General features: G+C 38.3%; 24 protein-coding genes, 1 tRNA gene and 1 pseudogene. 13 read left to right on the top strand and 13 right to left on the bottom strand.

Annotated elements, in window-relative coordinates; all coding sequences use genetic code 11:
- Positions 1-5 precede the first annotated feature (5 nt).
- The 5 genes from DCS32_RS06310 to DCS32_RS06290 form a co-directional block, all read right to left on the bottom strand.
- Positions 6-1,226, bottom strand: a complete 1,221-nt coding sequence (locus DCS32_RS06310) for a TolC family protein (protein WP_108877498.1) — start codon at positions 1,224-1,226, stop codon at positions 6-8.
- On the bottom strand, positions 1,223-4,975 hold the full coding sequence (locus DCS32_RS06305; RefSeq protein ID WP_108877497.1) for an efflux RND transporter permease subunit: 3,753 nt from the start codon (positions 4,973-4,975) through the stop codon (positions 1,223-1,225). Before DCS32_RS06305 ends, DCS32_RS06310 begins: the two co-directional genes overlap by 4 nt.
- Before the next feature lie 108 nt (positions 4,976-5,083).
- Positions 5,084-5,503, bottom strand: coding sequence for an HYC_CC_PP family protein (locus DCS32_RS06300; RefSeq protein ID WP_108877496.1), 420 nt, complete (start codon positions 5,501-5,503; stop codon positions 5,084-5,086).
- A gap of 262 nt (positions 5,504-5,765) precedes the next feature.
- Positions 5,766-5,842: transfer RNA gene (locus DCS32_RS06295), tRNA-Ala, on the bottom strand.
- A 13-nt stretch (positions 5,843-5,855) separates the two neighbouring features.
- Positions 5,856-6,647, bottom strand: coding sequence for a universal stress protein (locus tag DCS32_RS06290; RefSeq protein WP_239057572.1), 792 nt, complete (start codon positions 6,645-6,647; stop codon positions 5,856-5,858).
- 48 nt (positions 6,648-6,695) lie between these two features.
- Between DCS32_RS06290 and DCS32_RS06285 the strand changes: the two genes are divergently transcribed.
- Together DCS32_RS06285 and DCS32_RS06280 are read left to right on the top strand one after the other, a co-directional pair.
- Positions 6,696-7,196, top strand: coding sequence for a GNAT family N-acetyltransferase (locus DCS32_RS06285; protein ID WP_108877494.1), 501 nt, complete (start codon positions 6,696-6,698; stop codon positions 7,194-7,196).
- Positions 7,197-7,265: 69 nt separating this feature from the next.
- Positions 7,266-8,609, top strand: coding sequence for an MATE family efflux transporter (locus DCS32_RS06280; RefSeq protein WP_108877493.1), 1,344 nt, complete (start codon positions 7,266-7,268; stop codon positions 8,607-8,609).
- An 8-nt stretch (positions 8,610-8,617) separates the two neighbouring features.
- Here the strand turns inward: DCS32_RS06280 and DCS32_RS06275 are convergent, their stop codons facing one another.
- Complete coding sequence (locus DCS32_RS06275) at positions 8,618-10,522, bottom strand: cation:proton antiporter (protein ID WP_108877492.1); 1,905 nt, start codon at positions 10,520-10,522, stop codon at positions 8,618-8,620.
- Between the two features lie 218 nt (positions 10,523-10,740).
- On the opposite strand from DCS32_RS06275, the gene DCS32_RS06270 reads away from it, so the two are divergent.
- From DCS32_RS06270 to DCS32_RS06255, 4 genes are all read left to right on the top strand, one after another.
- Positions 10,741-11,601, top strand: a complete 861-nt coding sequence (locus DCS32_RS06270; protein ID WP_108877491.1) for an MBL fold metallo-hydrolase — start codon at positions 10,741-10,743, stop codon at positions 11,599-11,601.
- A 4-nt stretch (positions 11,602-11,605) separates the two neighbouring features.
- On the top strand, positions 11,606-13,279 hold the full coding sequence (locus DCS32_RS06265; protein WP_239057586.1) for a S8 family peptidase: 1,674 nt from the start codon (positions 11,606-11,608) through the stop codon (positions 13,277-13,279).
- 72 nt (positions 13,280-13,351) lie between these two features.
- The gene (locus DCS32_RS06260; protein WP_108877489.1) at positions 13,352-15,199 is read left to right on the top strand and encodes a M1 family metallopeptidase; all 1,848 of its coding nucleotides are present in this window, start codon (positions 13,352-13,354) and stop codon (positions 15,197-15,199) included.
- Positions 15,200-15,409: 210 nt separating this feature from the next.
- Positions 15,410-16,162: a hypothetical protein gene (locus DCS32_RS06255; protein WP_108877488.1), complete on the top strand. Its 753-nt coding sequence runs from the start codon at positions 15,410-15,412 to the stop codon at positions 16,160-16,162.
- A 7-nt stretch (positions 16,163-16,169) separates the two neighbouring features.
- Here the strand turns inward: DCS32_RS06255 and DCS32_RS16350 are convergent, their stop codons facing one another.
- Positions 16,170-16,238 (bottom strand): DUF4113 domain-containing protein, encoded by a 69-nt coding sequence (locus DCS32_RS16350; protein ID WP_108879250.1) that lies wholly within the window; start codon positions 16,236-16,238, stop codon positions 16,170-16,172.
- Between the two features lie 71 nt (positions 16,239-16,309).
- Complete coding sequence (locus DCS32_RS06245) at positions 16,310-16,888, bottom strand: hypothetical protein (RefSeq protein ID WP_108877487.1); 579 nt, start codon at positions 16,886-16,888, stop codon at positions 16,310-16,312.
- Between the two features lie 172 nt (positions 16,889-17,060).
- On the opposite strand from DCS32_RS06245, the gene DCS32_RS06240 reads away from it, so the two are divergent.
- Positions 17,061-17,648: a hypothetical protein gene (locus DCS32_RS06240; RefSeq protein WP_108877486.1), complete on the top strand. Its 588-nt coding sequence runs from the start codon at positions 17,061-17,063 to the stop codon at positions 17,646-17,648.
- 48 nt (positions 17,649-17,696) lie between these two features.
- On the opposite strand, the gene DCS32_RS06235 is transcribed toward DCS32_RS06240, so the two are convergent.
- The gene (locus tag DCS32_RS06235) at positions 17,697-18,968 is read right to left on the bottom strand and encodes a Y-family DNA polymerase (protein WP_108877485.1); all 1,272 of its coding nucleotides are present in this window, start codon (positions 18,966-18,968) and stop codon (positions 17,697-17,699) included.
- Positions 18,965-19,324 (bottom strand): S24 family peptidase, encoded by a 360-nt coding sequence (locus DCS32_RS06230; protein ID WP_108877484.1) that lies wholly within the window; start codon positions 19,322-19,324, stop codon positions 18,965-18,967. Before DCS32_RS06230 ends, DCS32_RS06235 begins: the two co-directional genes overlap by 4 nt.
- Positions 19,325-19,448: 124 nt before the next feature.
- On the opposite strand from DCS32_RS06230, the gene rnpA reads away from it, so the two are divergent.
- The 6 genes and pseudogenes from rnpA (at position 19,449) to DCS32_RS06205 (ending at position 23,630) form a co-directional block, all read left to right on the top strand.
- Entirely contained in the window at positions 19,449-19,832 is a 384-nt protein-coding gene (gene rnpA / locus DCS32_RS06225) for a ribonuclease P protein component (protein WP_108877483.1), read from the top strand.
- On the top strand, positions 19,807-20,628 hold the full coding sequence (locus DCS32_RS06220) for a DUF4349 domain-containing protein (protein ID WP_108877482.1): 822 nt from the start codon (positions 19,807-19,809) through the stop codon (positions 20,626-20,628). Before rnpA ends, DCS32_RS06220 begins: the two co-directional genes overlap by 26 nt.
- Positions 20,629-20,692: 64 nt before the next feature.
- The gene (locus DCS32_RS06215) at positions 20,693-22,318 is read left to right on the top strand and encodes a S41 family peptidase (RefSeq protein WP_108877481.1); all 1,626 of its coding nucleotides are present in this window, start codon (positions 20,693-20,695) and stop codon (positions 22,316-22,318) included.
- A pseudogene (locus DCS32_RS16345) lies at positions 22,311-22,574 on the top strand (OmpA family protein); the annotation flags it as partial. The gene DCS32_RS06215 and the pseudogene DCS32_RS16345, both read left to right, overlap by 8 nt.
- A gap of 6 nt (positions 22,575-22,580) precedes the next feature.
- Positions 22,581-23,189 (top strand): OmpA family protein, encoded by a 609-nt coding sequence (locus tag DCS32_RS06210; RefSeq protein ID WP_108877480.1) that lies wholly within the window; start codon positions 22,581-22,583, stop codon positions 23,187-23,189.
- A gap of 9 nt (positions 23,190-23,198) precedes the next feature.
- A complete protein-coding gene (locus DCS32_RS06205) occupies positions 23,199-23,630 on the top strand; it encodes a carboxypeptidase-like regulatory domain-containing protein (RefSeq protein ID WP_108877479.1) in 432 nt (143 codons plus the stop codon).
- A 65-nt stretch (positions 23,631-23,695) separates the two neighbouring features.
- Here the strand turns inward: DCS32_RS06205 and DCS32_RS06200 are convergent, their stop codons facing one another.
- From DCS32_RS06200 to DCS32_RS16050, 3 genes are all read right to left on the bottom strand, one after another.
- Positions 23,696-24,151, bottom strand: a complete 456-nt coding sequence (locus DCS32_RS06200) for a GNAT family N-acetyltransferase (RefSeq protein ID WP_108877478.1) — start codon at positions 24,149-24,151, stop codon at positions 23,696-23,698.
- Between the two features lie 30 nt (positions 24,152-24,181).
- Positions 24,182-24,613: a ribose 5-phosphate isomerase B gene (rpiB, locus tag DCS32_RS06195; RefSeq protein WP_108877477.1), complete on the bottom strand. Its 432-nt coding sequence runs from the start codon at positions 24,611-24,613 to the stop codon at positions 24,182-24,184.
- A 906-nt stretch (positions 24,614-25,519) separates the two neighbouring features.
- Positions 25,520-25,687, bottom strand: a complete 168-nt coding sequence (locus tag DCS32_RS16050; protein ID WP_162533600.1) for a hypothetical protein — start codon at positions 25,685-25,687, stop codon at positions 25,520-25,522.
- Positions 25,688-25,774 lie beyond the last annotated feature (87 nt).

The following is a 25,774-nucleotide window of genomic DNA, read 5'->3' as shown; positions in this document are numbered from 1 at the left end:
TTAGATTATTGATTTATTAAATAGTTGATAATGGACGATTGCACATAGTACCCTTTTACCGACTCGATTTGATTCATTTGAAATTTTAACTGCAATTCCTGAATATCCAGCACATCATTAAAGTCTATAGTGCCTGTCTCATAATTTTTTATTAGAATTTCTTCGGCATCTTGCGCTTGCTTTAGGTTTCGGGCTTGTGTGTTGTATGCTATGCGTGCTTGATTGCGTTGCGATTGCGCTTTCGCGAAAGCGGATTCCAACACATTTAATCGTTGTTCCCGTTGTGTTTCTATTTCTTGCTGACGCAGTTCATTTTGCCTTGAAATAGATTTATAACGGTTGTTGAAAATGGGGATGGACACCGAAACCATAGGCATCAATACATCTTTCCCATTATCGCTGAAGTTGACATCGCTACGTTCAGTTACAGGCAAGTAATCCAAACCAAAACCAATCATAGGCAAGCTCTCACGCTGGTTGAGCAATTCAGATTGTGCTACCGATTCATAGAGCTTATCGTACTTGAGTAGTTCCGGATTTAGCGTCAGCGCTTCATTGTCATAAAATGGGTCTTCCTGCGGAATTTCCATTTCTGGAATTACGTCAACATTCATCATTGAATCACGATTAAGCAAGTTGTTGAAAGCTGTTTGTTCTGCTGTAAATTCTTCTTCCAGCACTTCTTTTTGTTGCTGTAACTCGTTCTGCCGTATCTGAAGTCGTAATACATCTACGGCGCTCGCTTTGCCCACTTCTACAGATGTGAGTGCAAGTCGCTCATAGGTTTCCAGTAGTTGTATGTTTTCGTCCAGTACGGCTTGCTTGGCACGTATGGAATACAAACGATAATAGGATTGTGCGACCGAAAGTGCGAGTTTGCGTTTTGCAATCGTGATGTCTACATATTCGGCATCTGCCATTGCGGTTGCATAATTTTCACGAGCCGTGATAGTACCGAACCACGGCAACATTTGCTTGACACCTATACGTGCTCGTTGCGCGCCCACTCTGGTTTCTGGCTCGCTCACAAAATAGCCGGCACTTACTTCGGTATTGGGAATCCAGTTGGCTTCGTTTACCTTTTCTTCGGCGATGTTGTAGCGCAATTCAAAGGCTTGAATTTCTGGATTGTTGGCTTCGGCTTCCTGAATGTAGGATTGTAATTGTTGCGCTTTCGCGAAAGCGGAAACAAACAAGAACACCAGTATATATTTTAATTTTTTCATCTGTTTGCTTTTTTAAGTTGGTATTCCTTTTTCCAGCTGTATAGGACTGGCAGTAGGAAATAGGACGTGACATCGATTATCATTCCGCCAAAAATGGGTATCGCCATCGGTATCATTATATCGCTTCCCTTTCCTGTAGATGTGAGTACTGGTAGTAGTGCCAAAACTGTGGTTACGGTTGTCATCAAACACGGACGGATACGTTTTCCAGCCGCTTCCAAAGTGGCGAGCCTTATATCTTTTTGAGAATCTGGGTCATTGCTTTTGAAAGATTGGTCTAAATAGGTGGCCATTACCACGCCATCATCCGTTGCGATACCGAAAAGAGCTATAAAACCAACCCAAACGGCCACACTTAAATTGATGGTTTTCATATTGAATAAGTCCCGTAGGTTCTCGCCAAAAAAGCTGAAATTGAAAAACCATTCTTGCCCATACAACCAAATCATTATGAAACCACCTGCAAAGGCTACGGCGATTGCTGTAAACACCATAAGCGATGTAGAAACCGATCTAAACTGGAAATACAAAATCAAGAAAATAACGAGCAAACAAAGTGGTACGACAACCGATAAGGTTTTTTCTGCTCGCAACTGATTTTCATAAGTTCCCGTAAAGCGATAGCTAACACCTTGGGGTACGACCAGCGTACCGTTGTCAATGTTTTCTTGGATTAAGGCTTGAGCATTTTCCACCACATCTACTTCGGCAAAGCCATCGAGTTTATCAAACAGCACATAGCCAATTAGAAAAGTATCTTCGCTCTTAATGACTTGTGGTCCTTGTTCGTATCGAATTTCAACCAATTCACCCAGCGGTACAGGACTGCCTTTTTCTACGGGAACGTAGATGTTTTTAAGGTCGTCTGGATTTGCCCGTAACTCTCGTGGATAACGTACACGCACGGCATAGCGTTCACGACCTTCCACGGTTTGTGTGAGTGGCATACCACCAACCGCCACTTGAAGGATTTCCTGCACATCCATTATAGATATGCCGTAACGTGCCAGTTGGTCTCGCTTAATATCGATGAGCAAGTACGGTTTGCCCACGATTCGGTCTGCAAAGACGGCTTGTTCTTTAACACCTTCGGCTTGTTTTAAAATGTCTTCCAGTTGCAGTCCAAAGTTTTCTATCGACTTTAAATCGGGACCTTTTACCTTGATACCCATAGGTGCTCGCATTCCCGTTTGTAGCATTACCAATCGGGTTTCGATGGGTTGCAACTTAGGTGCAGATGTCACGCTAGGCAACTTCGTAACTCGTACTATCTCGTTCCAAATATCATCTGGACTGCTGATTTCTGGTCGCCAGTTGCGATAGTATTCGCCATCTTCATCTTCAATCAAATCATTGCGTGAGGCAGTAGTCTTGAGCGAAGCTTTTTCATAGTTTACATCTTCATCTATGTCATTATTTGGGTTGATGATGAATTTATTGTTCTTCAGCACAAACAATCCATCGTCATTAACCTTATAGCGTTGTCGCTCGCCAGAGCTATTTCGCATATATTCAGATTTATACTGAATGACGTTTTCGTACATTGAGAGTGGTGCTGGGTCAAGAGCGCTTTCTGTCCTTCCAGCTTTTCCTACCACGGTTTCAATTTCAGGAATGCTTGCCACCGCCATATCGAGCTGTTGCAGAACACGTTTGTTTTCTTCGACACCTGCGTGCGGTAGTGAGGTAGGCATTAAAAGGAATGAACCTTCATTGAGCGCTGGCATAAACTCTTTGCCCGTATTTCGCATTATGAGAATACCGAGCGTGAGCACCGTAGCCGGAACGATTAAGAATAGATATCGGTTCTGAAGTGCCCATCGCAAAATACGCTCGTAATATATCCTGAAAATTGAGAATACACCGAGCAATCCAAAACAGATAGTGGAAACAAATATCAGGTTCATCACGATGCTTCGGTCAAAGCCTAACGGTCGCCAATAGGTCGCGAGCAAAAACACGATGGCAACCGATGAAATGATAATGTCGATTAGGTTTTTACGCTTTCGCGAAAGCGTACCACGCATCTTTAAAAATGATGTGATGGCAAAGGCGATAAGAATTAGTCCTAACCAAAAGCCATAAACGATGGCGAGAATCCCCAATAAAACAAGTACGCCATTGATGGCATATTGGGTGCGTTCTCGTACACTCGTCTTGCGGAAAAGGAATGCCGCGATGGGTGGAATAATAAACAGCGCAATGACGAGCGATGCAGTGAGTGCCATTGTTTTAGTAAAGGCAAGTGGACGAAACAGTTTTCCTTCGGCACCAATCATCGTGAATACGGGCAAGAAACTGATTATTGTTGTTAAAACTGCGGTTAGGATAGCACCAGAAACTTCGGCAGTTGCGTTGTAGATGATTTCGTTTGTACTGTATTCCTTACCGTTTTCATTAAGGCGTAACTTTTCATCTTCCAAATGCCGTATCATATTTTCAGCGAGTATGACACCCACGTCCACCATTGTACCGATGGCAATGGCGATACCTGAAAGCGCAACGATATTTGCATCTACATTAAAGAGCTTCATCGTAATAAATACCATCAAAACGGCTACGGGCAATAATCCTGAAATAAGTATAGATGCTCGCAGGTTGAACACCATTATGATAATGACCAAAATGGTAATCAAGATTTCCAAAGTCAGGGCTTCGTTTAGCGTGTCCAGCGTTTCTTGAATGAGTTCGGTACGGTCGTAAAATGGAACGATGGTTACTTGTGAAGTGCGACCATCTGCCAAGGTTTTTGTGGGAAGACCAGAGCTGATTTCGGCAATTTGTGCCTTCACATTATTGATAACTTCCAACGGATTTGCACCATAGCGAGCGACTACAACACCACCTACGACTTCGGCACCTTCCTTATCCAGAATACCACGTCTTGTGGCTGGCCCTAAATGAACATTAGCCACATCTTTGATACGGATTGAAGTAAAATTTTCAGAATCAACCACCGCACTTTCAATGTCTGCGATAGACTTTACGTAACCTAATCCGCGCACAAGATATTCTGCTTGATTGATTTCGAGCGTTTGTGCGCCTATATCTTGATTACTCTGCTTTACGGCCTTGACCACATCGCCCATACTTACATTGTACTGGCGCATTTTTTCTGGGTCGATATCGACTTGATATTCCTGAACATAGCCACCTATGGAAGCTACCTCAGAAACACCACTTGCAGAGGATAGCCCGAACTTTACATAGTAATCCTGAATACTACGCAATTCCTGTAAATCCCAACCGCCAGTCACGTTTCCGTCTTTATCACGACCTTCCAACGTGTACCAAAATATCTGTCCCAGACCTGTGGCATCTGGCCCTAATGATGGGTTGACACCATCGGGCAAAAGGTTTGCAGGAAGTGAGTTCAGTTTTTCGAGTATGCGACTGCGTGACCAGTAGAACTCAATGTCTTCTTCAAAAATGATGTAGATGCTCGAAAATCCAAACATAGAAGAACTACGAATGGTTTTCACGCCTGGAATACCCAGAAGGGAAGTGGTAAGCGGATATGTGATTTGGTCTTCTATATCCTGTGGCGAGCGACCTTGCCACTTGGTAAAAACAATCTGCTGGTTCTCGCCAATATCAGGTATGGCATCTACGGCAACTGGCTCTGTAGGCAGAAAGCCAGTTTCCCAATTAAAAGGCGCATTAACCACGCCCCAACCCACGAATAGGGCGAGTAGTAGAACAGCAACAAGTTTGTTTTCTATGAGAAATTTAATGCTCTTATTCAGCATAGCATTTGATTATTAGATAATTGGAATTGCGTATTGCAAAAAATGGCAAACACGAGTTTTAGCCCACGACAGCATAGCTGTTGGGCTTCATTCTAAAAATCTAACAAATCAAATTAAGAAAGTCTGGTGCAACATTTGCACATCCCGTTTGACAAAGGGTCGCGGGTAATCTTCAAAAGGAACTTCTTCAGATTCGGTTCCTTCAAAAAGGTTTATATATGAATAGGTAAAAGCAGCGATGAACGTTTGCTGCTCGAATGAAAGTGTGTCAAATGAAATTTTGAGGTCGTCCTTGCCTTCCTTGACAATTTGCTGGTCAGTACAACACGATTTTTCAGTCATTTTAGGATTCTCACAACTTTTTACGGATTGCGCTTTTTCCATTCCGCAACCTTCAGCTTTTGAGAATAAACTGAAATCTACCAAGTTATCCCCACAATAGTGCATATCCACGGTGAATGACGTCGTGGTTACGAGCACCACGCAAGCCATAAAGATTGCCATTGATTTGTGAAGAAATAGTTTCATTTATTGTAAAGCTAGGTATAATTTTTAATTATTTCAATTGTTTAACGGAAGGTTATGTTTTACTATAGAGATTATAGGGATCTAAACATTGCTTATATTCTTCGAAGTAATCTAGAAAAGATATAAAAAGCAGTGAAGATCTTGTTTTACACCAAAATGGATCAAATATTAATTAATATTCTTAAAAGCCCATTTTGCGTGCAAATTGCGTGCAAATGAAAAAAGCTTCAAGAGTTGAAAACCCTTGAAGCCCTTTGAGTACTGGTGGAGAATACCGGATTCGAACCGGTCGCCTCTTGCCTGCCAGGCAAGCGCTCTAGCCAAATGAGCTAATCCCCCATCCTAATCTATATTATTGTACTCTTAAAATAAGAAGAGGTTTTGTGGTAAAAAACTCTTTCTTTAGTACAACATTTTTCTCCCATAGTTTCTTAAAGAAACCACGCTTTCTACGCACAACACATAACATATCTGGCTCTACAGACTGGAAGTGTTCTAGCACTCCTTGATAGGTAGTTGCATTTGTTGTGGTTTTATAAGACGCACTCATTTTTTTAAGGTCATCAGATACTTCTTTCATAGCTTCGTCAGACTCTGGAGTTTCCACATGCAGTAAGTGAAGTTCTGTCCCAAAATGCTTTTGAAGCTTTCTCAATGGCTCTAAGTGACGTTTTTTATCAAACTTTCCATTTTTAAAAGCCATTAAAATATTTGAAGGCTCCTTAAATTTTTCATTTTCTGGCACTACTAGTACTGCAATATCAGTTCCTTTTACAAGCTTCCCCGTCATGTTACCTAGATACACCTCATCACGCACAGAGTTACTACGTGGTGACAACACCATAAGATCTACAGGAACGTGCTTATTAAAGCGCTCTACACCTTCTATCACACCTCCTTTAATAGGGTGAGCAACTACAGATACTCCTTTGTGATCTACTCCATTTACAACCTTCTCGAGCCTACTTTCTGACTCTTCTTTGATAACGGTATTTAGCTTTGAAGCACTACCTGCTTTAGAAAATTCTTGAAACACTGATATCGCATACACATTTGCATCAATCTCTTGTGCAAGATCTATTGCATATTGAAGCGTGTTAAAAGCGCTATCTGAAGAACCTATGGGAACGAGAATATTTTTCATACTGTAACTTGTATTTTTACCGATTAACACAAAAATACTTTTTAATCTGTGATTGTACCTGCAAAAAATTCAGAAATCCCTGAAATCCTTTCACTTACTCGTGCCTGTGCACAAGAAATGATTTCAAGAAATATTTTTCAGTGGAATGAGCACTACCCTACTGCCACTGCTTTTGAGCAAGATATTGCTCGTAATGAGCTCTTTCTTCTCAAGGAGAATGATAGCATTATAGGTACCATTGTGTTGTCAACATTAATGGATGATGAGTATCTAGACATTGACTGGCTCACCCCTTCAAAAAATAATTTGTACATCCATAGGCTTGCCGTACATCCCGACTATCAAGGACAAGGAAATGCTCGCAAACTAATGGATTATGCATACGCTTTCGCGAAAGCGCACTCGACACCTTCAATACGTCTCGATACTTTTTCTCAAAATAAACGTAATCAAAAGTTTTATGAAGCTCGAGGATATGAGAAACTAGGAAGTATCTATTTTCCGAAACAAAGTGAGCACCCATTTTACTGCTACGAAAGAGTTCTCTAGAGGTGGGTTATCATTTTTTTAGTCTGTAGTTTTACACTTTATTGATCTTTCTATTTAAAAAACTATCCTATCAGCACCACCACAAGTAATATAGATATTTCATTCAAGCGCATACAACAGCTTGCCATTCCTGCGCTTATAGCTGGCATTGCAGAGCCTATACTGTCTAGTACAGATGCCGCTGTAGTGGGTAATATGGCAGAAAATAGCGTTGAGTCACTTGCTGCGGTGGGAATTGTGGGTTCTTTTTTATCTATGCTTATATGGATTTTAGGTCAAACACGTAGCGCAATATCTACCATTATCTCCCAAAATCTAGGTGCAGGAAAACTAGAGGATATTAAGGTTCTCCCTGCTCAAGCAATTTACTTTAATATCATCCTAAGCATTGTGGTACTTGCCAGTACCTATTTCTTTGTTGCCGAAATTTTTACGCTACTCAATGCAAAAGGTTTAGTGCTCTCATTAAGTATCGATTACTATAATATTAGAGTCTGGGGGTTTCCCCTCACCTTATTTACGTTTGCTGTTTTCGGAATATTCAGAGGCTTACAAAACACCTTTTGGCCTATGATTGTTGCCATCATTGGTGCTTCTTTAAACATAGGTTTAGACATCGCATTAGTATATGGTGTAGAAGGAATTATCGAACCGCTTGGTGTAAAAGGAGCTGCGTGGGCTAGCTTGATTGCTCAAGGTGTTATGGCTATAATGGCGCTCATCCTTTTACTAGTAAAAACAGAGGTTTCTCTTAAACTTACTTTACCCTTACACCCAGAAATAAAAAGACTCATCTCCATGAGTCTTAACTTGTTTGTTCGCTCATTTTCGCTTAACGTGGCGCTTGTGCTGGCTGTGAGAGAAGCAACTGCCATAAGTGATGAAACCGTGGCGGCACATACTATTGCTGCCAATATCTGGCTATTTACGGCATTTTTTATTGATGGTTATGGTGCTGCAGGAAACCTATTAAGTGGCCGTTTACTTGGCGCAAAGGACTATCCTAATTTGTGGCAATTAACCAAGAAAGTCGTTCGCTATAATCTCGTTGTTTCGGCTGTATTAATTATTGTTTGTACCTTTTTATACAAACCGCTAGGCCTTCTTTTTAGCAATGAGGAAACGGTACTCTCTGTATTTTACGGAGTGTTTTTTATGGTGATTATCATGCAGCCTATTAATGCTGTAGCGTTCACACTAGACGCCATTTTCAAAGGGCTTGGTGAGATGGCATGGCTACGCAACACCCTACTACTAGCTACCTTTGTTGGTTTTGTACCTGTTCTTTATTTAAGCAAGTACTTAGGATGGGGTGTGATAGGGATCTGGCTCGCCTTTATCGTATGGATGCTTTTTAGAGCAGGTATGCTTGTTTTCTTTTACAAGAAAAAGTACTACAACAGACTATCTTAAGACAATCCTTAATCACCTATTGGGACAATCACTTCATCATCCGAGTTTGATACTGGCTCTCCTGACTCAGCAATTTTGGCAAGTGTTTCTTCTTCTATAGGTTTTCCTAGGTAAATTAAGTGACTTCCCTCAAAAGACTTTACATCTACATCTTGCATAAATGAGCTTATGATTTCTAGGGTATTATCTTTCTTCTTTACAAATAGCGGAATCATATTTTTATCATCTGCAACAAGTTTTCCTATTGCCATGTACTCCTCCTTTGAGGATACCGCAACCTCATTAATCGTAGGATACTGCCTCGTAACATCTGTCATATTAAAGAAGTCATCTGTTGCCGAAAATAATCCTTCCTTAGGTAGTTGTGCGATGTTATCCATTTCTCTCTTAGAGATAAGACGGTAAGCTCCGTTTTCTCCAAACTGCTTTCTAAAACGGTTAATAGCATACTTATTGATATCACTGTTTCCTGTTAATGACATTAGGTATCCAATGTCACTAAGCTCAACGTCATCTGTAAGATCGTCTGCATAGACGTTTGCCTCTAGCGCCATAAGCCCAGCTTCTTTTGCTGTACGTATATGATTAGAATTACTATCAAGAAGTACTACGTGACGACCATTTTTCTGGAGATATTTGGCGATAAGTCTTGGCATTTCTGATGCTCCTACAATAAGAATACCCTCAGATTTAGTAAGAAACACGCCCACCATCTTTGCAAATAGTCGTGCAGTAGTTGCATTCAATAATACGGTACCCAGTACAATCATAAACACCAGTGGTGTGATGTACTCTGCTCCTGGCTCTCCTTTAATTAACAGTTTTGATCCAAAAAGTGACGCAATACCTGCCGCTACAATTCCTCGTGGTCCTACCCATGAAATAAACAGCTTGGCATTGGTTTGTAAATCTGATCCCCAAGTACTCAAGAAGACGCCTATAGGTCGTATCACAAATACTACAACAAGAAATAGTGCTAGTGTCTCCCAACGATATAATAACTCAAGATCTACAAGATTCATATTTGCCGATAGCAAGATGAATAGCACAGAGATAAGTAAGACACTCAATGATTCTTTAAAGTATAGTAGTTCCTTAATATTAGGAAGGTTTATGTTTCCTAGTACCATTCCCATCACTACTACTGCAAGTAGTCCAGACTCGTGAGCAAACTGGTCTGACATTACAAATACACCAAGTACTGCTGCGAGTGTAAAAACATTCATTAAGTAGTGTGGTACAAGCTTCTTTTTGATAATAAAAGCCAGCGCATGAGCAAACGTAAACCCAAACGTACTTCCAAAAAGTATAATCTTACCAAACTCCACTAAGGCTGTCTTTGTAAAAGCTGCTCCTTCACCTACAGAGATAAATTCATACATTAATACTGCTACAAGTGCTCCTATAGGATCTATGAGAATCCCTTCCCACTTAAGCACTGTAGAGATATCTCGCTTTACCGGTACGTTTCTTAAAATAGGCGATATAACTGTAGGTCCTGTTACAATGATAAGTCCTGAGAATAATAAAGAGATCTGAAGGCTAAGTCCAAATATCCAATAGGCAGCAAATCCTGCTCCTAAAAATGTTACAAGGCTGCCTAAAGAGATAAGCTTTGTTATTACTGGGCCTACATTCTTAATTTCATCACGTTTTAGTGTAAGTCCGCCTTCAAAAAGGATAATAGATATGGCAAGCGATACAAACCAATACAAACTCTCTCCTGGAAAAAGTCCTTCTTCCCCATTCCATATAGGTTCTATCCATTTTGTACCATCTTCAGAGATTAAAGTAGATACGGGTCCTACAAAGAGACCTATAAGTAATAATGGTAAAATTGCTGGTAACTTTAAACGCCATGCGGCCCATTGTGCAATGATTCCTAAAATTATGATTCCAGCAAGTTCTAACATGGTAATTCTGTTTTGATGCGATATTAGTGTTTTTCCGTTTTTGGCGGTCGTTGTGAAGTTACAATTCTTTGTTAAAAACTAGGGGTTCCAACCATTTAAAAAGCTCCTTTTTGGTATTTTGCAGAGATTTTGTTTTTGGGAATAGTACTCTTTTTTACATTTTTTACGCTTTCGCGAAAGCGTAACTGTAGTAATCCCACTTAGATGCAACCTTATTTATGAAAATATATCCCATTGAAGCCGGAAATTTTAAATTAGATGGTGGTGCCATGTTTGGCGTTGTTCCCAAGTCTATCTGGAGCCGAACAAACCCTGCAGATGCTAATAATCTCATTGATATCGCCGCAAGATGTATGCTTATAGAAGATGGCAACAGACTTATTCTCATTGATAATGGAATGGGTGATAAGCAATCTGAAAAGTTTTTTGGCTATTACCATCAGTGGGGAGACCACTCTATAGATACATCACTTGCGAAGTATGGTTTTCATCGTGATGACATTACAGATGTATTTATGACGCACCTCCATTTTGATCACGTAGGTGGAGCCATCCAGTGGAATAAAGACCGTACAGGTTATGAACCTGCATTTAAAAATGCAAAATTCTGGACAAATGAAAATCACTGGCAGTGGGCTGTGGAGCCTAACAATCGAGAGAAAGCTAGTTTTTTAAAGGAAAACCTTATTCCTATGCAAGAAAGTGGACAGCTTCACTTTATAGAACGAGGGGAACAAGCTTTTCAAAAAAATAGCGAACTCAACTTTGGTATTCTCTTTGCAGATGGTCATACAGAAAAGCAAATGCTTCCACATATCGAGTATCAAGGTAAGACCATTGTTTTTATGGCAGACCTACTCCCTACGCTAGGCCACTTACCTATTCCTTATGTGACAGGTTATGATACAAGACCACTACTTTCTATAAGCGAGAAAGAACAATTCTTAAATATCGCTGCAGATAATAATTACTATCTATGGCTAGAGCACGATGCTCATAATGAAATAATTACCGTACAGCACACCGAGAAAGGCGTGCGTGCAAATGAAATTTATACCTTTAAAGACTTATTTAACTAATATGATGAATTTACAACACACAAAATCTCTTGTGATTGCAGCAATGGCTGCCACTTTTTTAGCCTCTTGTGAGACTCCATCTGCACTGGTAACTGTACCCGTAGAAAATGTAGATAGCAACCCTCTCAAAGTTTCTGCACTTACAGAAAGTGAGAAACAAGCATGGAGTTCAAGAGATCTTAGAACTGATACCATACCAGGCATGAGCGTAGATCGCACATATGCCGAAATTCTTCCTGGTAAGTCTGGACAGCAAGTAATCGTTGCAGTAATAGATTCTGGTATTGACATTAACCATGAAGACCTTAAGGGTCGTATCTGGACGAATCCAAAAGAGATTGCTGGTAACGGTAAAGATGATGATAACAATGGATATATAGATGATATACATGGCTGGAATTTTCTAGGTGATGTAGGTGCAGAGCAACTTGAATTTGTACGTATCATCAAACGTTTTGAAAGTGAGTTTGCTGGTAAAACACTAGCAACTATTCCTGCTTCTCAAAAAGATATCTTCTTACAATATCAAAAAGCAAAAGCTGAGTATGACGAGAAAGTTGCAGGTGCACAGCGTCAAAAAACACAATACGAGCAAATTGCTAGCCAGCTTAAATCTTCTCATCCTGCGATAGTAAAAGCATTAGGAAAAGAAGATTACACGCAAGCAGATCTTGCAACTATTAAAAATCCTTCTGCCGAGATGCAGAACCACCTTGGGTTTATTACTCAAATGTTTCAATACACAGAGAGTATTCCTGACTTTATGAAAAACATAGATGAAGGTGTTGAATACTTTACTGGTCAGCTAGAAGCAAATTATAATAAAACAGCTGATTTTAGAAAAGTGCTAGGTGATGATCCTTACGATATTACAGACACAAAATACGGTAACAACAATGTATATGGACCTGAGCCGGACGGTGCAAAACACGGTACGCACGTAGCAGGAATCATTGCTGCAACTCGTAACAATGGTAAAGGAATGAATGGTGTTGCAAATAGCAACATTAAAATCATGGCAGTGCGCGCTGTGCCAGATGGAGATGAATATGATAAAGATATCGCACTTGCTATACGATACGCTGTAGATAATGGTGCAAAGGTGATTAATACCTCTTTTGGAAAGTACTACTCACAAAATCCTGAGTGGGTATATGAAGCTATAAAATATGCTGCCAAAAATGATGTGCTTATCGTAAACGCTGCGGGTAATGAAGGGTTATCTCTTGATGATCCAGCAAACCGTGTGTATCCTAATGATCAACTAGACAACGTAACAGAAATGGCAGATACTTTCTTAACAATAGGCGCTCTAGCACCTAAGTACGGTAGCCAGTTGCTTGCAAACTTCTCAAACTATGGAAAATCTAATGTAGATGTATTTGCTCCTGGAGTAGATATATACTCTACTACACCAGAAGACACGTATGAGTATCTAGGTGGTACTTCTATGGCTGCGCCTAACACAGCTGGAGTTGCTGCAATGTTACGTAGCTACTACCCTAAGCTTTCTGCAAACGAGGTTAAAAATATTATCATGAAGAGTGGTCTTACTACTAATACTTCGGTAATTTTAGGTGGAGATACAGAGAAGCAAGCACGCTTCAATGAAGTATCAAAATCTGGCGAAATGGTAAATATGTACAACGCTTTTAAACTAGCAGAACTACAAAAATAATTTTAGTAATTTCTCAAAATCCCAACCTCCTCAATAACGGAGTTTGGGATTTTAACTTTAAATCAATCTATAATGAAAAACGCTTACAAATTACTGGTGATGGTATCGTTGTTCGCTTTCGCGAAAGCGTATGCACAAAACAACACCTCTTACTGGCAACAGCACGTCGATTACGAAATGGAAATCGATATGAATGTAAAAAACTATCAATATGATGGTACACAAAAGCTAGAGTACACAAACAACTCTCCAGAGACACTAGACCGTGTTTTTTATCACTTATATTTTAACGCGTTCCAACCTGGAAGCGAGATGGACGTGCGCTCACGCAACATTGCAGATCCAGATGGTCGTGTAAAAGATCGTATCAGTAAACTAGCGCCAGATGAGATTGGGTTTATTAAAGTAAATAGCCTTACTCAAGATGGTAAGAAGTTAACTTACGAAGTAGCGGGAACGGTACTTGAAGTACAACTTGCAACTCCTATTGCACCAGGAACAACTACTACTTTTGAGATGGATTTTAAAGGTCAAGTACCTACTCAAATACGCCGTAGTGGTCGTAACAACAAAGAAGGTGTTGCACTATCTATGACGCAATGGTACCCAAAAATGGCCGAATACGATTTTGAAGGATGGCATGCAGATCCTTATATCGCTCGTGAGTTTCACGGAGTATGGGGAGATTTTGATGTAAAAATCAATATTGATGAGAACTACACAGTAGGTGGTACAGGATATTTACAAGATCCAGAAGATATGGGTCATGGGTATGCAGGAACTTCTATGAAGCCAGGTAAAAATGCAAAACGTGGTAAATTACAATGGCACTTTAAAGCGCCAAACGTACATGACTTTACATGGGCTGCAGATCCTGATTATGTGCACGATATGATCATGGGAGAAAATGATACAGAACTTCACTTTTTCTATAAAAACAAAGAGTCTATCAAAGAAAATTGGAAGAAACTCCAGCCTATGACGGCAGGTTTGCTTGCCTTTTATAACAAACACGTAGGTACATATCCGTACAAGCAGTACTCTGTGATACAAGGTGGTGATGGTGGTATGGAGTATGCTATGAGCACACTTATCACTGGTGAGCGCAAGTTTGGAAGTCTTTTTGGTGTGACTGCACATGAGATGGCACACACTTGGTTCCAATTCTTACTAGCAAGTAACGAAGCAAAACACGAGTGGATGGATGAAGGATTTACCTCATATATCTCTTCTCTTGCAGAAAATGAACTTACAGGAGGTGATAATCCTAATCCGCTTTCTGGGTCGTACAGAGGCTACTATTACCTCGTTAAAAGCGGTAAAGAGCAACCACAAACAACGCACGCAGATCGTTACAATGAGAACATGCCTTACAGCATCGCTGCATATAGCAAAGGAGCGGTATTTCTTGCACAATTAGGATACGTTATCGGTGAAGACAATCTTAAGAAAACACTTAGAAAGTACTTTGATGATTTTTCTTTTAAGCACCCTACACCTAACGACATCAAACGTACTGCAGAGAAAGTTTCTGGAATGGAACTAGACTGGTACTTAATGGACTGGGCGCAGACTACAAACACTATTGATTACGGTATCACAAGTGTAGAAGCAGATGGTAATAAAACTAAGGTTACGCTTACGCGAAAAGGACTCATGCCGATGCCTATAGATCTTTATGTGGATATGGCAGATGGTTCTCAAAAATCTTACTACATGCCATTACGTATGATGCGCGCCGAAAAGCCAAACCCAACACCAAACATCACTCGTGAGCAACTAGCAGACTGGCCTTGGACAAACCCTACCTATACATTCACCATTGATGCACCACTAAGTGAGGTAAAAATGATGAAGATTGATCCTACATCAATGATGGCAGATATTGATCAAACAGATAACGTTTGGGAGAAAAAGTAAGGAATCTCTTTTGAATATATAATATTATAAACCAACCCGCAATGGGTTGGTTTTTTTTTGACCCAATTTGAATAAGTCTCTATAGTATGCAGACATTCTAACACCCTTTATATATAATTAAATAAGCACTAATTTATCAATACTTTATGATTCTTAATCTTCTGATACTATGCGTGTTTTAATATTTTTAAAGGCTAACTAAAAGTATTTATGAATTATAAGTTACTCTTCTTTTTCTGCCTAATAGGATCTTATACTTCAGCGCAAACGCTTAAAGGAACTATTTACAACGCCACACAAACAATAGCAGATGTGAGCGTCAAAAATTTAAGTAAGGATATACAGATATACTCAAGTAGCAAAGGAGCTTTTAAAATAGCTGCAGAAGTAAATGACTCTATCTACTTTTACATTTTTCCTTATGCTCCACAGGTTAAAGTGGTTACTAACGATCTTCTGAAAGCACCTTTTGTTATAGAATTAAAGGAAGTAAACAATCAACTAGACGAAGTTCTTTTACGTAACAAAGTTGTCAAAGCTACACCGTTTAGTGCACCAAAGTATGAGGAAAATGTCCAGCAATCTATTCTTAGCGACATTGACAAAAATCCTCATTTATACGAACCCGCGCCATCTACGCCTGGCTTAAATTTTATAGCGCTCTTTAGAGCTGCTGCTAAACTCGTTAAGAAAAAAGGAGATAAAAAAACACCAAAATCAACCTCAACGATATCTGCTACAGATTTAGAAAAACTCTTTGAAGATCATCCTACTTTTAACGATACTTTTTTAAGTAATGAACTTAAACTTCCAGCAAATTACTCGTACGCCTTTTTTGATTATTTTGAAGATCAGTATATTGATTACCAGCTACTTGAATCAAAAAATACATTTTTACTCATAGACAAGCTTATCAAATTAAGTGAAGAGTACCTTATTATGCTTAATAATATCCGAGATTAACCGAAAGTTATTTTTCCCCTATCTCCAGTAAACTATCCCATTGCGTGGTATATCTTGGGCTACGCTCTTCTTTTATAAGTTCCTAGTTAAGAAAAAAGATTAATTTGAAACAACGTTAGGAATATTCTAATCCTCAAATACTGAAAACTACATATCTGGATAATACCAAAATGGAATGGTTCCCAATGTATCATTTACGATAGCGTCTTTTTTGTTTAATTTTTTTGATATGATTTGAAATGTATGTCGCCCTCGTTCTAGGTTCTTTAAATCCAGATAGGTCTCATAACCCCTCTGACCATTTTCTAAAAAACTAGCAACTAAATCCTCCGTGTATACTGTACCATCTATCTTAATGATAGTATTCTTATTCAAAGTGTTCAAATATTCTTTAAAATTTTCTGAATCATATTCTGTGTCATCTTTAAAGAGCTTTGAAAAAAAGGTGTTTACACCACGTTGATCGTTTTCTAAAGATAGTGAATCATTTGATTTCAGTACAATATCTTCTAGACTTGCATTATGCGTGAGAAAAACGCGTAATGAATTTTTTGAAACATTTTTTCTTTGAATTGCAAAGTCCCTGAAATATCGCTTTCTATTATCATCAACTCCCTCTAAGTACATTCCTCTAGAAGCAAAATTTTCACTTGCGGCATTCTCAGATCTGTGGAAATTAGATTGCTCGTACTTTAATGTTGTTAAAGTGGCTATTATAATATACAAAGCAATTTTGACAAAAGAGGAAATGTAGCTTGGGCAATAAAATACACCTTTTCCAAATTATGCGAATGCTCAAATAAGTGCTGCTGAAGGTTATTTGAAAAATAAGAGATTTCAAAAATTGTATAGTGCTACTTATACGATATAACGTATTTTCGAAGGAAAATTTAAAATAATGAGAAGTACTACTTTTTATTTGCTTTTACTGTCTCTTCTTGCTTTTGGTTGCAGTACCAATGATGACAATCAAGCTACAGACAACAATGAAATTACAGAAGATAATCAAGTTCCGGAAGACAATCAAGTTTCATTTGATCTAACGACTGAAAATTTTTCTGGTATTTATGACATAACTCTTATAAAACTTGAGCAAACAAGTTCTTATACCTCTAATGGAGAAACGGTTGAAGAGTATTATACATCAATAGGTAGTAATTTTGAAACAACTTGGACATTTGCAGAGAATGCCACTTTTACATTAACAGGGTCATATACTTTAACAGATACTCGTGAAGAAAATGGCGTTCAGATTTTTACGGATACCTATGATCTATTATTGGATGAGAGCGGCAGTTTCGTAGTTGATAGCGATAATGCAACGGTACGCATCATATTTTCAGGTAATGACAACGACGAAGACGACGCTAGAAACCTCTTTTTCGTTACAAGCTTTTCTGAAACTACAATATCTCTATTAAATACAAGATCAGAAACTGATTCATCTCTAGAGTTAAGAAATGAAATTGAATTGACAAGAAGGTAATAAATTTTCGAAAACGAGAAAATAAGCCCTAGGATTTGCTTTGGCTTTTTACTCCCCAATCTCCAGCAAACTATCCCACTGCGTTGTATATCTAGGGCTACGCTCTTCTTTGATGAGTTCCCATTCCTTATTACTTTTTGTGGTACCGGATAATCCTGCAGAAACGGTGGACTTCCCGTATCGGTTATTAATCGCATCAAAGGCTTTTATAAGGCGTTTATCTCCTGTTGCTTCAGGCATAAAGAGATTTCCTTGTACTTGCTCCTCTGGAATGAGACCTAAGAGGTCTACTCCTACTTTTTTATACTTAAAACCTGGTTTGTAAATTCGCTTCAATGCTTTTTTTGCTTCTACAATAAGCAAGAAAGTATCATTTGTGGGTACAGATAAGGTGACAATGGTCTTATCTGCGTGTTGCACATCATTTGTACTGTGGTAGTTTGTGGTAAGATATATACGCAACTGTGTACAGCAACATTTTTGAAAACGTAGCACCTCACTTACTTCGCTTATGTAGTAGGCGCAAGCCTCCTCAATTTGAGGAAGATTATCTAGTTTTTTACCAAAGGATTTTGCGGTACCTATTGCTTTTTTCTTTCGCGGAAGCGTATCAAAAGGAATACATGATTCTCCATTGAGTTCGCGCCAAAGTCGCTCCCCTATTACCGTCATTTCTTTGCGTACCCACGCAAGCGGCAATTGTGTAAAATCATAAGCTGTGAAAACACCCACATTTGCCAGGCGTTCTACATGCTTTTTACCAAGTCCCCAGACATCTTTTGTTTCGGCCCATTTGAGACATTCTATGCGGCGTTCTTCGGTGTCCATGACAAAGACATAATTAAAGCGTGCTATCTTCTTTGAGATTCTATTGGCAAGTTTTGCAAGGACTTTAGTAGGTGCAATCCCTACTCCTACAGGAACTCCCGTGCGTCGCACAACGGTATCTTTAATTTGGTACCCATATGTTTCGAGGTTTACGTGGGTAATACCAGATAGGTCTACAAATGACTCATCTATACTATACACCTCAACGGCTGGTGAGAAATCTCTGAGCACATTCATCACGCGATCAGACATATCGCCGTACAATGTATAGTTAGATGAAAATAGAGTCACATCATTTTGCGCAAGCAGTCCCTTGATTTTAAATAGCGGATCGCGATAAGGAATATGTTTGAGTGCCTTTGCTTCTTTATTTTTGGCGATAATACAACCATCATTATTGCTAAGTACCGCCACTGGTCTTCCTCGTAAATCTGGACGAAATACTTGCTCGCACGAGGCGTAGAAGCTATTACAATCTACCATTGCAATCATACCGCTTTGTGAATTATGTAGCTTATCATTCCCCAGAGTTCTACCTTTTTATTGGTGTCTATTCTCTGTACATCAAAACCGTCTGGAGTTACTACCAAAGCAAGTTTGCCCTGACTAGGATGTAAAGCTCTATCTATAATCAAGACGTCTTGATCTAGAATATTATACTCCTTCCATGTGTCCCCTTTTACGCGTACAAAAAATGTCGCATCTCGAGAAGAACTGAGCTCTTTATTGAGGTCAATCATAGGCTCGCGATAGTGCGTTGCTGGACTGGGAAAACCCGTTTGCACAGACCGATTACCTGCATAATCTTCTTTGGCTCTTTTTATTTTATGAGGTTGTAGTTCGTTCACGCTACAAATTTATGGATATATTCCTATTAAACGTATTTTATCCATAATTTTATGTGCTTTTTTGCTTTCGCGAAAGCGTACTAGCATCATACAACCTATTTGAATTCTGTTATCTTTGCTCGCAATGCCACACACCTACCCAAAAGCCGAAAAATTAAAGTCTAAAAAACTGATAGACACCCTTTTTATTGAGGGAAAGTCTGTGAAGTCTTTTCCGCTTAGGATGGTTTATATAGAAACACCACTATCTACTGATGCTTACGTGGTACAAGCTGGAGTTTCTGTGTCCAAGCGTAATTTTAAGTTGGCTGTTTCTCGCAATCGCATAAAACGTTTAATGCGAGAGTCCTATCGTTTACATAAAGACCTTATAGATACAAAAGGCACGACATTTGCGATGCTTATATTATATACAGGCCAAGAAGAAGTCTCTCAAGCAGTGCTTCATAAGGCCATGGTCAAACTTATAAAACGTTTTAACGATGCGACAGTTTCTTCTACTTCTTAGTTTTTTATTCATTATTTCATGTGAAAATGCCGAAACCGGTACTTATAGCAATAGCGAACCAGGAATAACATACGAGGCGTTTGACGATATGGAGATTGAGGAAATTGTACTCGAAGAAAGTGCTCCAAACGCCCAAGCCACCACACAAAAAATTATCAAAACAGGAAATCTACGTTTTGAAACTCAGGATATGGCGGCAACGCACGCACATATTCTCAATATTATAAAAAAGACTGAAGGGTACATACAGAATGATAATTCCGGTAAAGAGAGCTACGGCGGCGTTTTTCAAAATCTTACTGTACGTGTTCCTACTCGTAACTTCCAGATAGCACTTGATGAGATTTCAAAAGGTGTAGCATATTTTGACGAGAAAACTATCTCTCAAAAAGACGTTACAGAAGAATTTGTAGACCTCAACGCCCGCCTTAAAGCAAAGCGAGCGCTAGAAGATCGTTATATCGACTTACTTTCAAAGGCAAAAAATGTCAAAGAAATGCTAGAGATAGAACGCGAACTCGCAGAGATACGAGAAGAAATAGAAGCAAAGCAAGGAAGACTCAAATACCTTGAAAGCCAAGTCTCATTAAGCACTCTAAATATCCATTTTTATAAGAACGAGGTGGATACTAAGGTCACAAACTCCTATGGTTCAAAAATGATTAATGCCCTTAAAAGTGGCTGGAACGGTGTTTCGGTATTCTTTTTAGGTTTGTTGCATCTTTGGCCATTTCTTATCTTGTTAAGTATAAGCGCTTTTTTTGTGCGTCGCTGGATGAAAAAGAAACATAAATAATATACGTACGCTTTCGCGAAAGCGTTATACTCACAACTACGGTCTACTACAGATATAAAAGATTATGAAAAAGAAAATATTCATCCCCATCATTGCGGTTGCCATTGGTATAGCAACGGTAAGTTTTAAAAGTGACTTTTTTGAAATTGCAAAGCAAATCGAAATTTTTACAGAGCTTTTTAAGGAGCTTAACATGAATTATGTAGATGAGACTAACCCTGCAGAATTGATGGATAGTGCGATAGAAGGGATGCTTGCAGATCTTGATCCTTATACTAAGTACTGGACCGAGCAAGAGGTGGAAGATGCCAAAATAAATCGCTCTGGAGACTACTCTGGAATAGGAGCAACGGTAAGAAACGTAGCTAATAAAATGACTATTGTTGAACCGCGCAAAGGATATCCAGCAGATAAAGCAGGATTAAAAGCGGGTGACAATATCCTTAAAATAGGGGATATCACCGTTGCACATATGGACGGAGATGCTGGCGATTTATTAAAAGGAGCTCCTAACAGTGAGGTTGTTATCACTTATGAACGTCAAGGGAAAACGAATACTACGACGATAAAACGTTCTTCTGTTGAGATTGATGCAGTTCCATTTTCTAAGTTAATTGATGGAGATACTGGGTATATCGTACTTACTACGTTTAGTAAAAAAGCATCAAGCCAAGTGAAAGATGCGCTTGTAAGTTTAAAGACGGATGGTGCAAAAAAAATCATTCTAGATCTACGTGGTAATGGTGGTGGGTTACTAAGTGAAGCTATCAATATCTGTAACCTCTTTTTACCTAAGGGCTCACTTATTACTACGACAAAGTCTGTTGTTAAGAAGTATAATAAAACCTACGTAACCCAGCAAGAACCAGTGGATATTGAAATACCACTAGTAGTGCTTGTGAACGGTAGATCTGCATCTGCGTCTGAGATTGTATCTGGTGGTTTACAAGATTATGATAGAGCAGTGGTAGTGGGAGCTAGAACCTTTGGGAAAGGTCTTGTACAGCGTCCTAAGCCTCTTACTTATGGAACTTCTGTAAAGATTACAATATCTCGCTATTACACGCCTTCTGGACGTTGTATTCAAGCGTTAGACTACTGGAATCGTGATAATGATGGTAATGCCGTGCGTACTAACTCTGAAGATTATAACGAGTTTAAAACTAAGAACGGACGCAAGGTTTTTGATGGTGGTGGTGTACTGCCAGACATTCAAGTATCATCTGCAAAGCTTAGTCCTGTGACTACGGCGCTACTTAAGGATAACGCCATTTTTGAATACGCTACAGATTATTATTATAAGCATCAGTACAGCGATATGAGCGAATTCTCATGGTCTCAAACAGATTTTAATGATTTTAAAAACTTCTTGACACGTACAGGTTTTAACTATGAGACCGAAACTGAAAAAGCATTTGCAAAAGCGCTTCTTCAAGCAGAAAAAGATGATCTCAAAAAAGAAGTACAAGCTGCATACTCACAACTAGACAATGCTATTGCACAAGCTAAAAATAAAGCGATAGATGAGCGTCAAGAGGAAATTCAAAATTTACTGATTGATGAGATTGTAAAACGATACTTCTACCGTGATGGACTGTATGAATACCAGCTTATTAACAATACAGAAATTAAAGAAGCGACTACCGTACTTAATGATAGTAAGCGCTATAGTAAGATTCTAAATTATTAAGTTCCTTGCGTTACATATTGCATGTTACCTCTGTGTACTTTCTGTAAGTGCGCAAATAGATCGCACTCATGAAACCTTTTTTGATACCGATAAATCGGCGCTTATTAAAACAGAGCTAGCGTCTTTAAATCGCTTTATCGCATCGCTGCCTAAGGATAAAATAGAGGATATATCCATTTACGGCTATTGTGATGATCGTGGCACAGATGCCTATAATAAACGTCTCTCGCAAGATCGCGCAAATACTATTAAGGACATCTTTATGCTGCAAGGTGTTGCAGACACGATTATCAAAAATTCTGATGGAAAGGGAGAGCTTTTACTCACCAGATTAGATGATGCAGGAAGCGAGATACAACGTAAACTTAATCGAAAAGTAGAGATTATTGTTTCTCTAAAACAAGCGCGCACTGTCACTCCAGAAGAAGTAGAAGAGGCGGATGAAATCACGACCAAAATAGATCGCTATAAAAACTACGAGGAAGATACGATAGCTAAAGGAGATCGTATTTTACTTAAGAATATTCTTTTTAAAACCAACTATAGCTACATACACGGGAAGTCATACAATGATCTAAAAAAGCTAGCCAAGTACTTAAAAGAACGCCCTGAAATTATTTTTAAGATTCAAGGTCACGTATGTTGTGTAGATCACGGTCGCGATGGTATCAATCTTAAAACAGGCAAGCGCAATCTCTCTGAAGCAAGAGCAAAGTTTATCTATGATTATCTCGCAGATCAAGGAGTTGCAAAAAAACGCATGCGTTATCAAGGTTTTGGAAGCAGATTTCCACTAGGTGGAGATCCTTCTGAGGATAAGCGTGTGGAGATTTATGTGACTTATATCAAGAAGGTGAAGGCTAAGAAGTAATAGTTAGACATGAAAATATTATTGCTTTTATTACTACTCTGGAACTTTACACTTGTAGTAGCACAAAGTGAGAGTTCTTCTTTTCGGCAAATAACTGGGGTACTCGTTGATGAAAATAAAAGACCATTTCCTGGACAAAACGTAATTATATTAGGTACAACCATAGGAACTCAAACAGATCTTGAAGGAAAATTTTGCCTTACCATACCTACTAATTTTGACGTTTTTATTTCTTTACCATTTTGCTTTGATCAAATTACTCGTCGTATAGCTACAAATGATTCTTATTTGTGCTTAAAAATTGGCAAAGGAAAAAGAAAGTCAAGAAAAGCAATAAATCAGTGGAATTTGATGAGTGCTAAAGAAAAAAATAAATTGACATCATTTTTTGATAGCAATGTTTACATCACTGCCCAAAAATCATATTGTCAATCAAACTAGTATAAATACGCTTTCGCGAAAGCGTAACTCAACCATATAATTATCTCAATAATTGCACGTTAATTTTATGTTCTTATCATCACAATGTGAGGAATCCCATCTTCTAGATATTCTGCTCCTTGTTCTTTAAAACCTAAGTTGTTGTAAAAGCTTTTTAAGTACTTCTGTGCAGATATTTTTATAATACGCTCATCGTAGTATTTATGCACGGCTTCTATAGATGCGTTCATAAGATCATAGCCATACTTGAACTTACGCTGGTTTTCTTTTACAAGTACTCGACCTATACTAGCTTGATCAAAATAAGCGCCCGGTTTGAAAATACGCGTGTAAGCAATGAGCTCATCATTTTTATAACCTAAAACATGAACGGCCTTATCATCCTTACCATCTATATCTTGATATACACAGTCTTGTTCTACAACAAAAACTTCAGATCTGAGCTGTAGTATGTCATATAGCTCGTCTCTACTTATAAACTCGTACTTCTTTATAATAAAACTAATGCCAGGTTCTTCCATATGTATATCGCGTAGCGAATTTTTTTTGAGTTATTTACAAGCAATCTTATCTACGCGTCGTTGGTGGCGTCCGCCTTCAAAATCTGTAGCTAGAAAGGCTTTTACCATATCTAGCGCTTGATTTTCTGAGGTATATCTGGCAGGAATCGCTATTATATTTGCATTGTTATGCTCACGTGCAAGGACTGCAATTTCTTTAATCCAGCATAGTGCTGCTCTTACACCTTGATGTTTATTAACAGTCATTGCAATACCGTTACCACTACCACAAATTACAATCCCAAAATCTGCTTCACCCTTCTCTACATCGCTAGCGACGGGATGTCCAAAATCTGGATAGTCTACGCTTCCATCATCGTTTGTACCGTAGTTATTAACGGTATGTCCAGCTTCTTTTAAAAAATTTACAATAAGATTCTTATAACTGGTTCCTGCGTGGTCGTTACCTATAGAGATTTTCATAGTACGTTTGTTTTATTAATCAAAGTTAAGGAATAGCATTCTCGTTTTATAGATAAGTAGTAACCTGATATCCTTCTTATATGAACAATAAGGCGGTTAATAGGTTTTAACTACGTTATGGTATAAAGCACAACAATTGTTAATAACGTTAAGTAATTGAAATAATGATACTTAACTTAATATTTATAGTGCTTATTGTCATAACGAGCTATTAAATATTCCAATTCTAGACTATTGTTAATAACCCTTGAATTGCTGTTAATAGCGTTTGTCAATAACTTTTGACGGTAAATGATAACTCTACTTGCAGATTAAGATTAAAAAAACAATACTAGACTTAGGGTACACGAACCAAATTTTTCTTTGCTTAATAGTGATCAATTTTATGAGCACAAAAAGAGCCGATTTTTAATAAGTTGATAACTCGACTTATGAGCAATTTGCAATAATCTATGGTTATCAACATTTGTTAACAGTGATTCATAAACCTCATGTTTTCAATAGAAAAACAATCTAATAACTGTATGATAAGGTGTGAACAACTATCAAAAAGTGATATTTACAATATTCCCTCTTAAAAGTTATACCGCTATTCACAGTATATAATAAGCATCATTATTTTTTAAAATTTTAAAAGAAAACAAATGATATATATATATATGTGAATAACATCTAAAATTTTAAAAATTGAATTCTGTAAAATGAAAGCTCTCTTAAGTCAATTGATTGAAAAAAGGGAGTGACTATTTTTGATAATCCTGAAGTGATTTATTTTAAAAAACGGAGTACTTGACTTTCTGTATACTTGAAAAGAAAAATACTAGAAAGATGAAGGCATGACTATATGCTTCTATCTTTTGTAAAAAAGAGGAAGGAATCGTTTTAAAAGAAAAGCTTAAATGTAATTTATGAGTGGTAAGAAACTCCTTTCGTTGTTACAGGTGCTGTAGTATGACGGCTATTTGTTTCCTCTTCAAAAGTAGCATTGATATATACCACAGCGACGATGATCCCTACTAAGAAAATAGCAAGGAGCAAGATTGTGTTTTTATGTATTAATTTGGAGGTATTCATAGTTGTCATCTACTTAAAGACGTAATAAAAATCAAAACGTTACAGCAAAATTAAGATTTAATTAAGATAATACTAATATTTTGTTAA

The organism is Dokdonia sp. Dokd-P16 (genome assembly GCF_003095655.1).
Taxonomy (GTDB): Bacteria; Bacteroidota; Bacteroidia; order Flavobacteriales; family Flavobacteriaceae; genus Dokdonia.
Note: the sequence above shows the minus strand (reverse complement) of the source record. Positions and strands in the feature narration are given on the sequence as shown.

Excerpts from the sequence above, each read along its gene's own strand:
- DCS32_RS06310 (WP_108877498.1), bottom strand. The coding sequence starts at position 1,226 with ATGAAAAAATTAAAATATATACTGGTGTTCTTGTTTGTTTCCGCTTTC.
- DCS32_RS06305 (WP_108877497.1), bottom strand. The coding sequence starts at position 4,975 with ATGCTGAATAAGAGCATTAAATTTCTCATAGAAAACAAACTTGTTGCT.
- DCS32_RS06300 (WP_108877496.1), bottom strand. The coding sequence starts at position 5,503 with ATGAAACTATTTCTTCACAAATCAATGGCAATCTTTATGGCTTGCGTG.
- DCS32_RS06290 (WP_239057572.1), bottom strand. The coding sequence starts at position 6,647 with ATGAAAAATATTCTCGTTCCCATAGGTTCTTCAGATAGCGCTTTTAAC.
- DCS32_RS06275 (WP_108877492.1), bottom strand. The coding sequence starts at position 10,522 with ATGTTAGAACTTGCTGGAATCATAATTTTAGGAATCATTGCACAATGG.
- DCS32_RS06270 (WP_108877491.1), top strand. The coding sequence starts at position 10,741 with ATGAAAATATATCCCATTGAAGCCGGAAATTTTAAATTAGATGGTGGT.
- DCS32_RS06265 (WP_239057586.1), top strand. The coding sequence starts at position 11,606 with ATGAATTTACAACACACAAAATCTCTTGTGATTGCAGCAATGGCTGCC.
- DCS32_RS06260 (WP_108877489.1), top strand. The coding sequence starts at position 13,352 with ATGAAAAACGCTTACAAATTACTGGTGATGGTATCGTTGTTCGCTTTC.
- DCS32_RS06255 (WP_108877488.1), top strand. The coding sequence starts at position 15,410 with ATGAATTATAAGTTACTCTTCTTTTTCTGCCTAATAGGATCTTATACT.
- DCS32_RS06240 (WP_108877486.1), top strand. The coding sequence starts at position 17,061 with ATGAGAAGTACTACTTTTTATTTGCTTTTACTGTCTCTTCTTGCTTTT.
- DCS32_RS06235 (WP_108877485.1), bottom strand. The coding sequence starts at position 18,968 with ATGATTGCAATGGTAGATTGTAATAGCTTCTACGCCTCGTGCGAGCAA.
- rnpA (WP_108877483.1), top strand. The coding sequence starts at position 19,449 with ATGCCACACACCTACCCAAAAGCCGAAAAATTAAAGTCTAAAAAACTG.
- DCS32_RS06220 (WP_108877482.1), top strand. The coding sequence starts at position 19,807 with ATGCGACAGTTTCTTCTACTTCTTAGTTTTTTATTCATTATTTCATGT.
- DCS32_RS06215 (WP_108877481.1), top strand. The coding sequence starts at position 20,693 with ATGAAAAAGAAAATATTCATCCCCATCATTGCGGTTGCCATTGGTATA.
- DCS32_RS06210 (WP_108877480.1), top strand. The coding sequence starts at position 22,581 with ATGCTGCAAGGTGTTGCAGACACGATTATCAAAAATTCTGATGGAAAG.
- DCS32_RS06205 (WP_108877479.1), top strand. The coding sequence starts at position 23,199 with ATGAAAATATTATTGCTTTTATTACTACTCTGGAACTTTACACTTGTA.
- DCS32_RS06200 (WP_108877478.1), bottom strand. The coding sequence starts at position 24,151 with ATGGAAGAACCTGGCATTAGTTTTATTATAAAGAAGTACGAGTTTATA.
- rpiB (WP_108877477.1), bottom strand. The coding sequence starts at position 24,613 with ATGAAAATCTCTATAGGTAACGACCACGCAGGAACCAGTTATAAGAAT.
- DCS32_RS16050 (WP_162533600.1), bottom strand. The coding sequence starts at position 25,687 with ATGAATACCTCCAAATTAATACATAAAAACACAATCTTGCTCCTTGCT.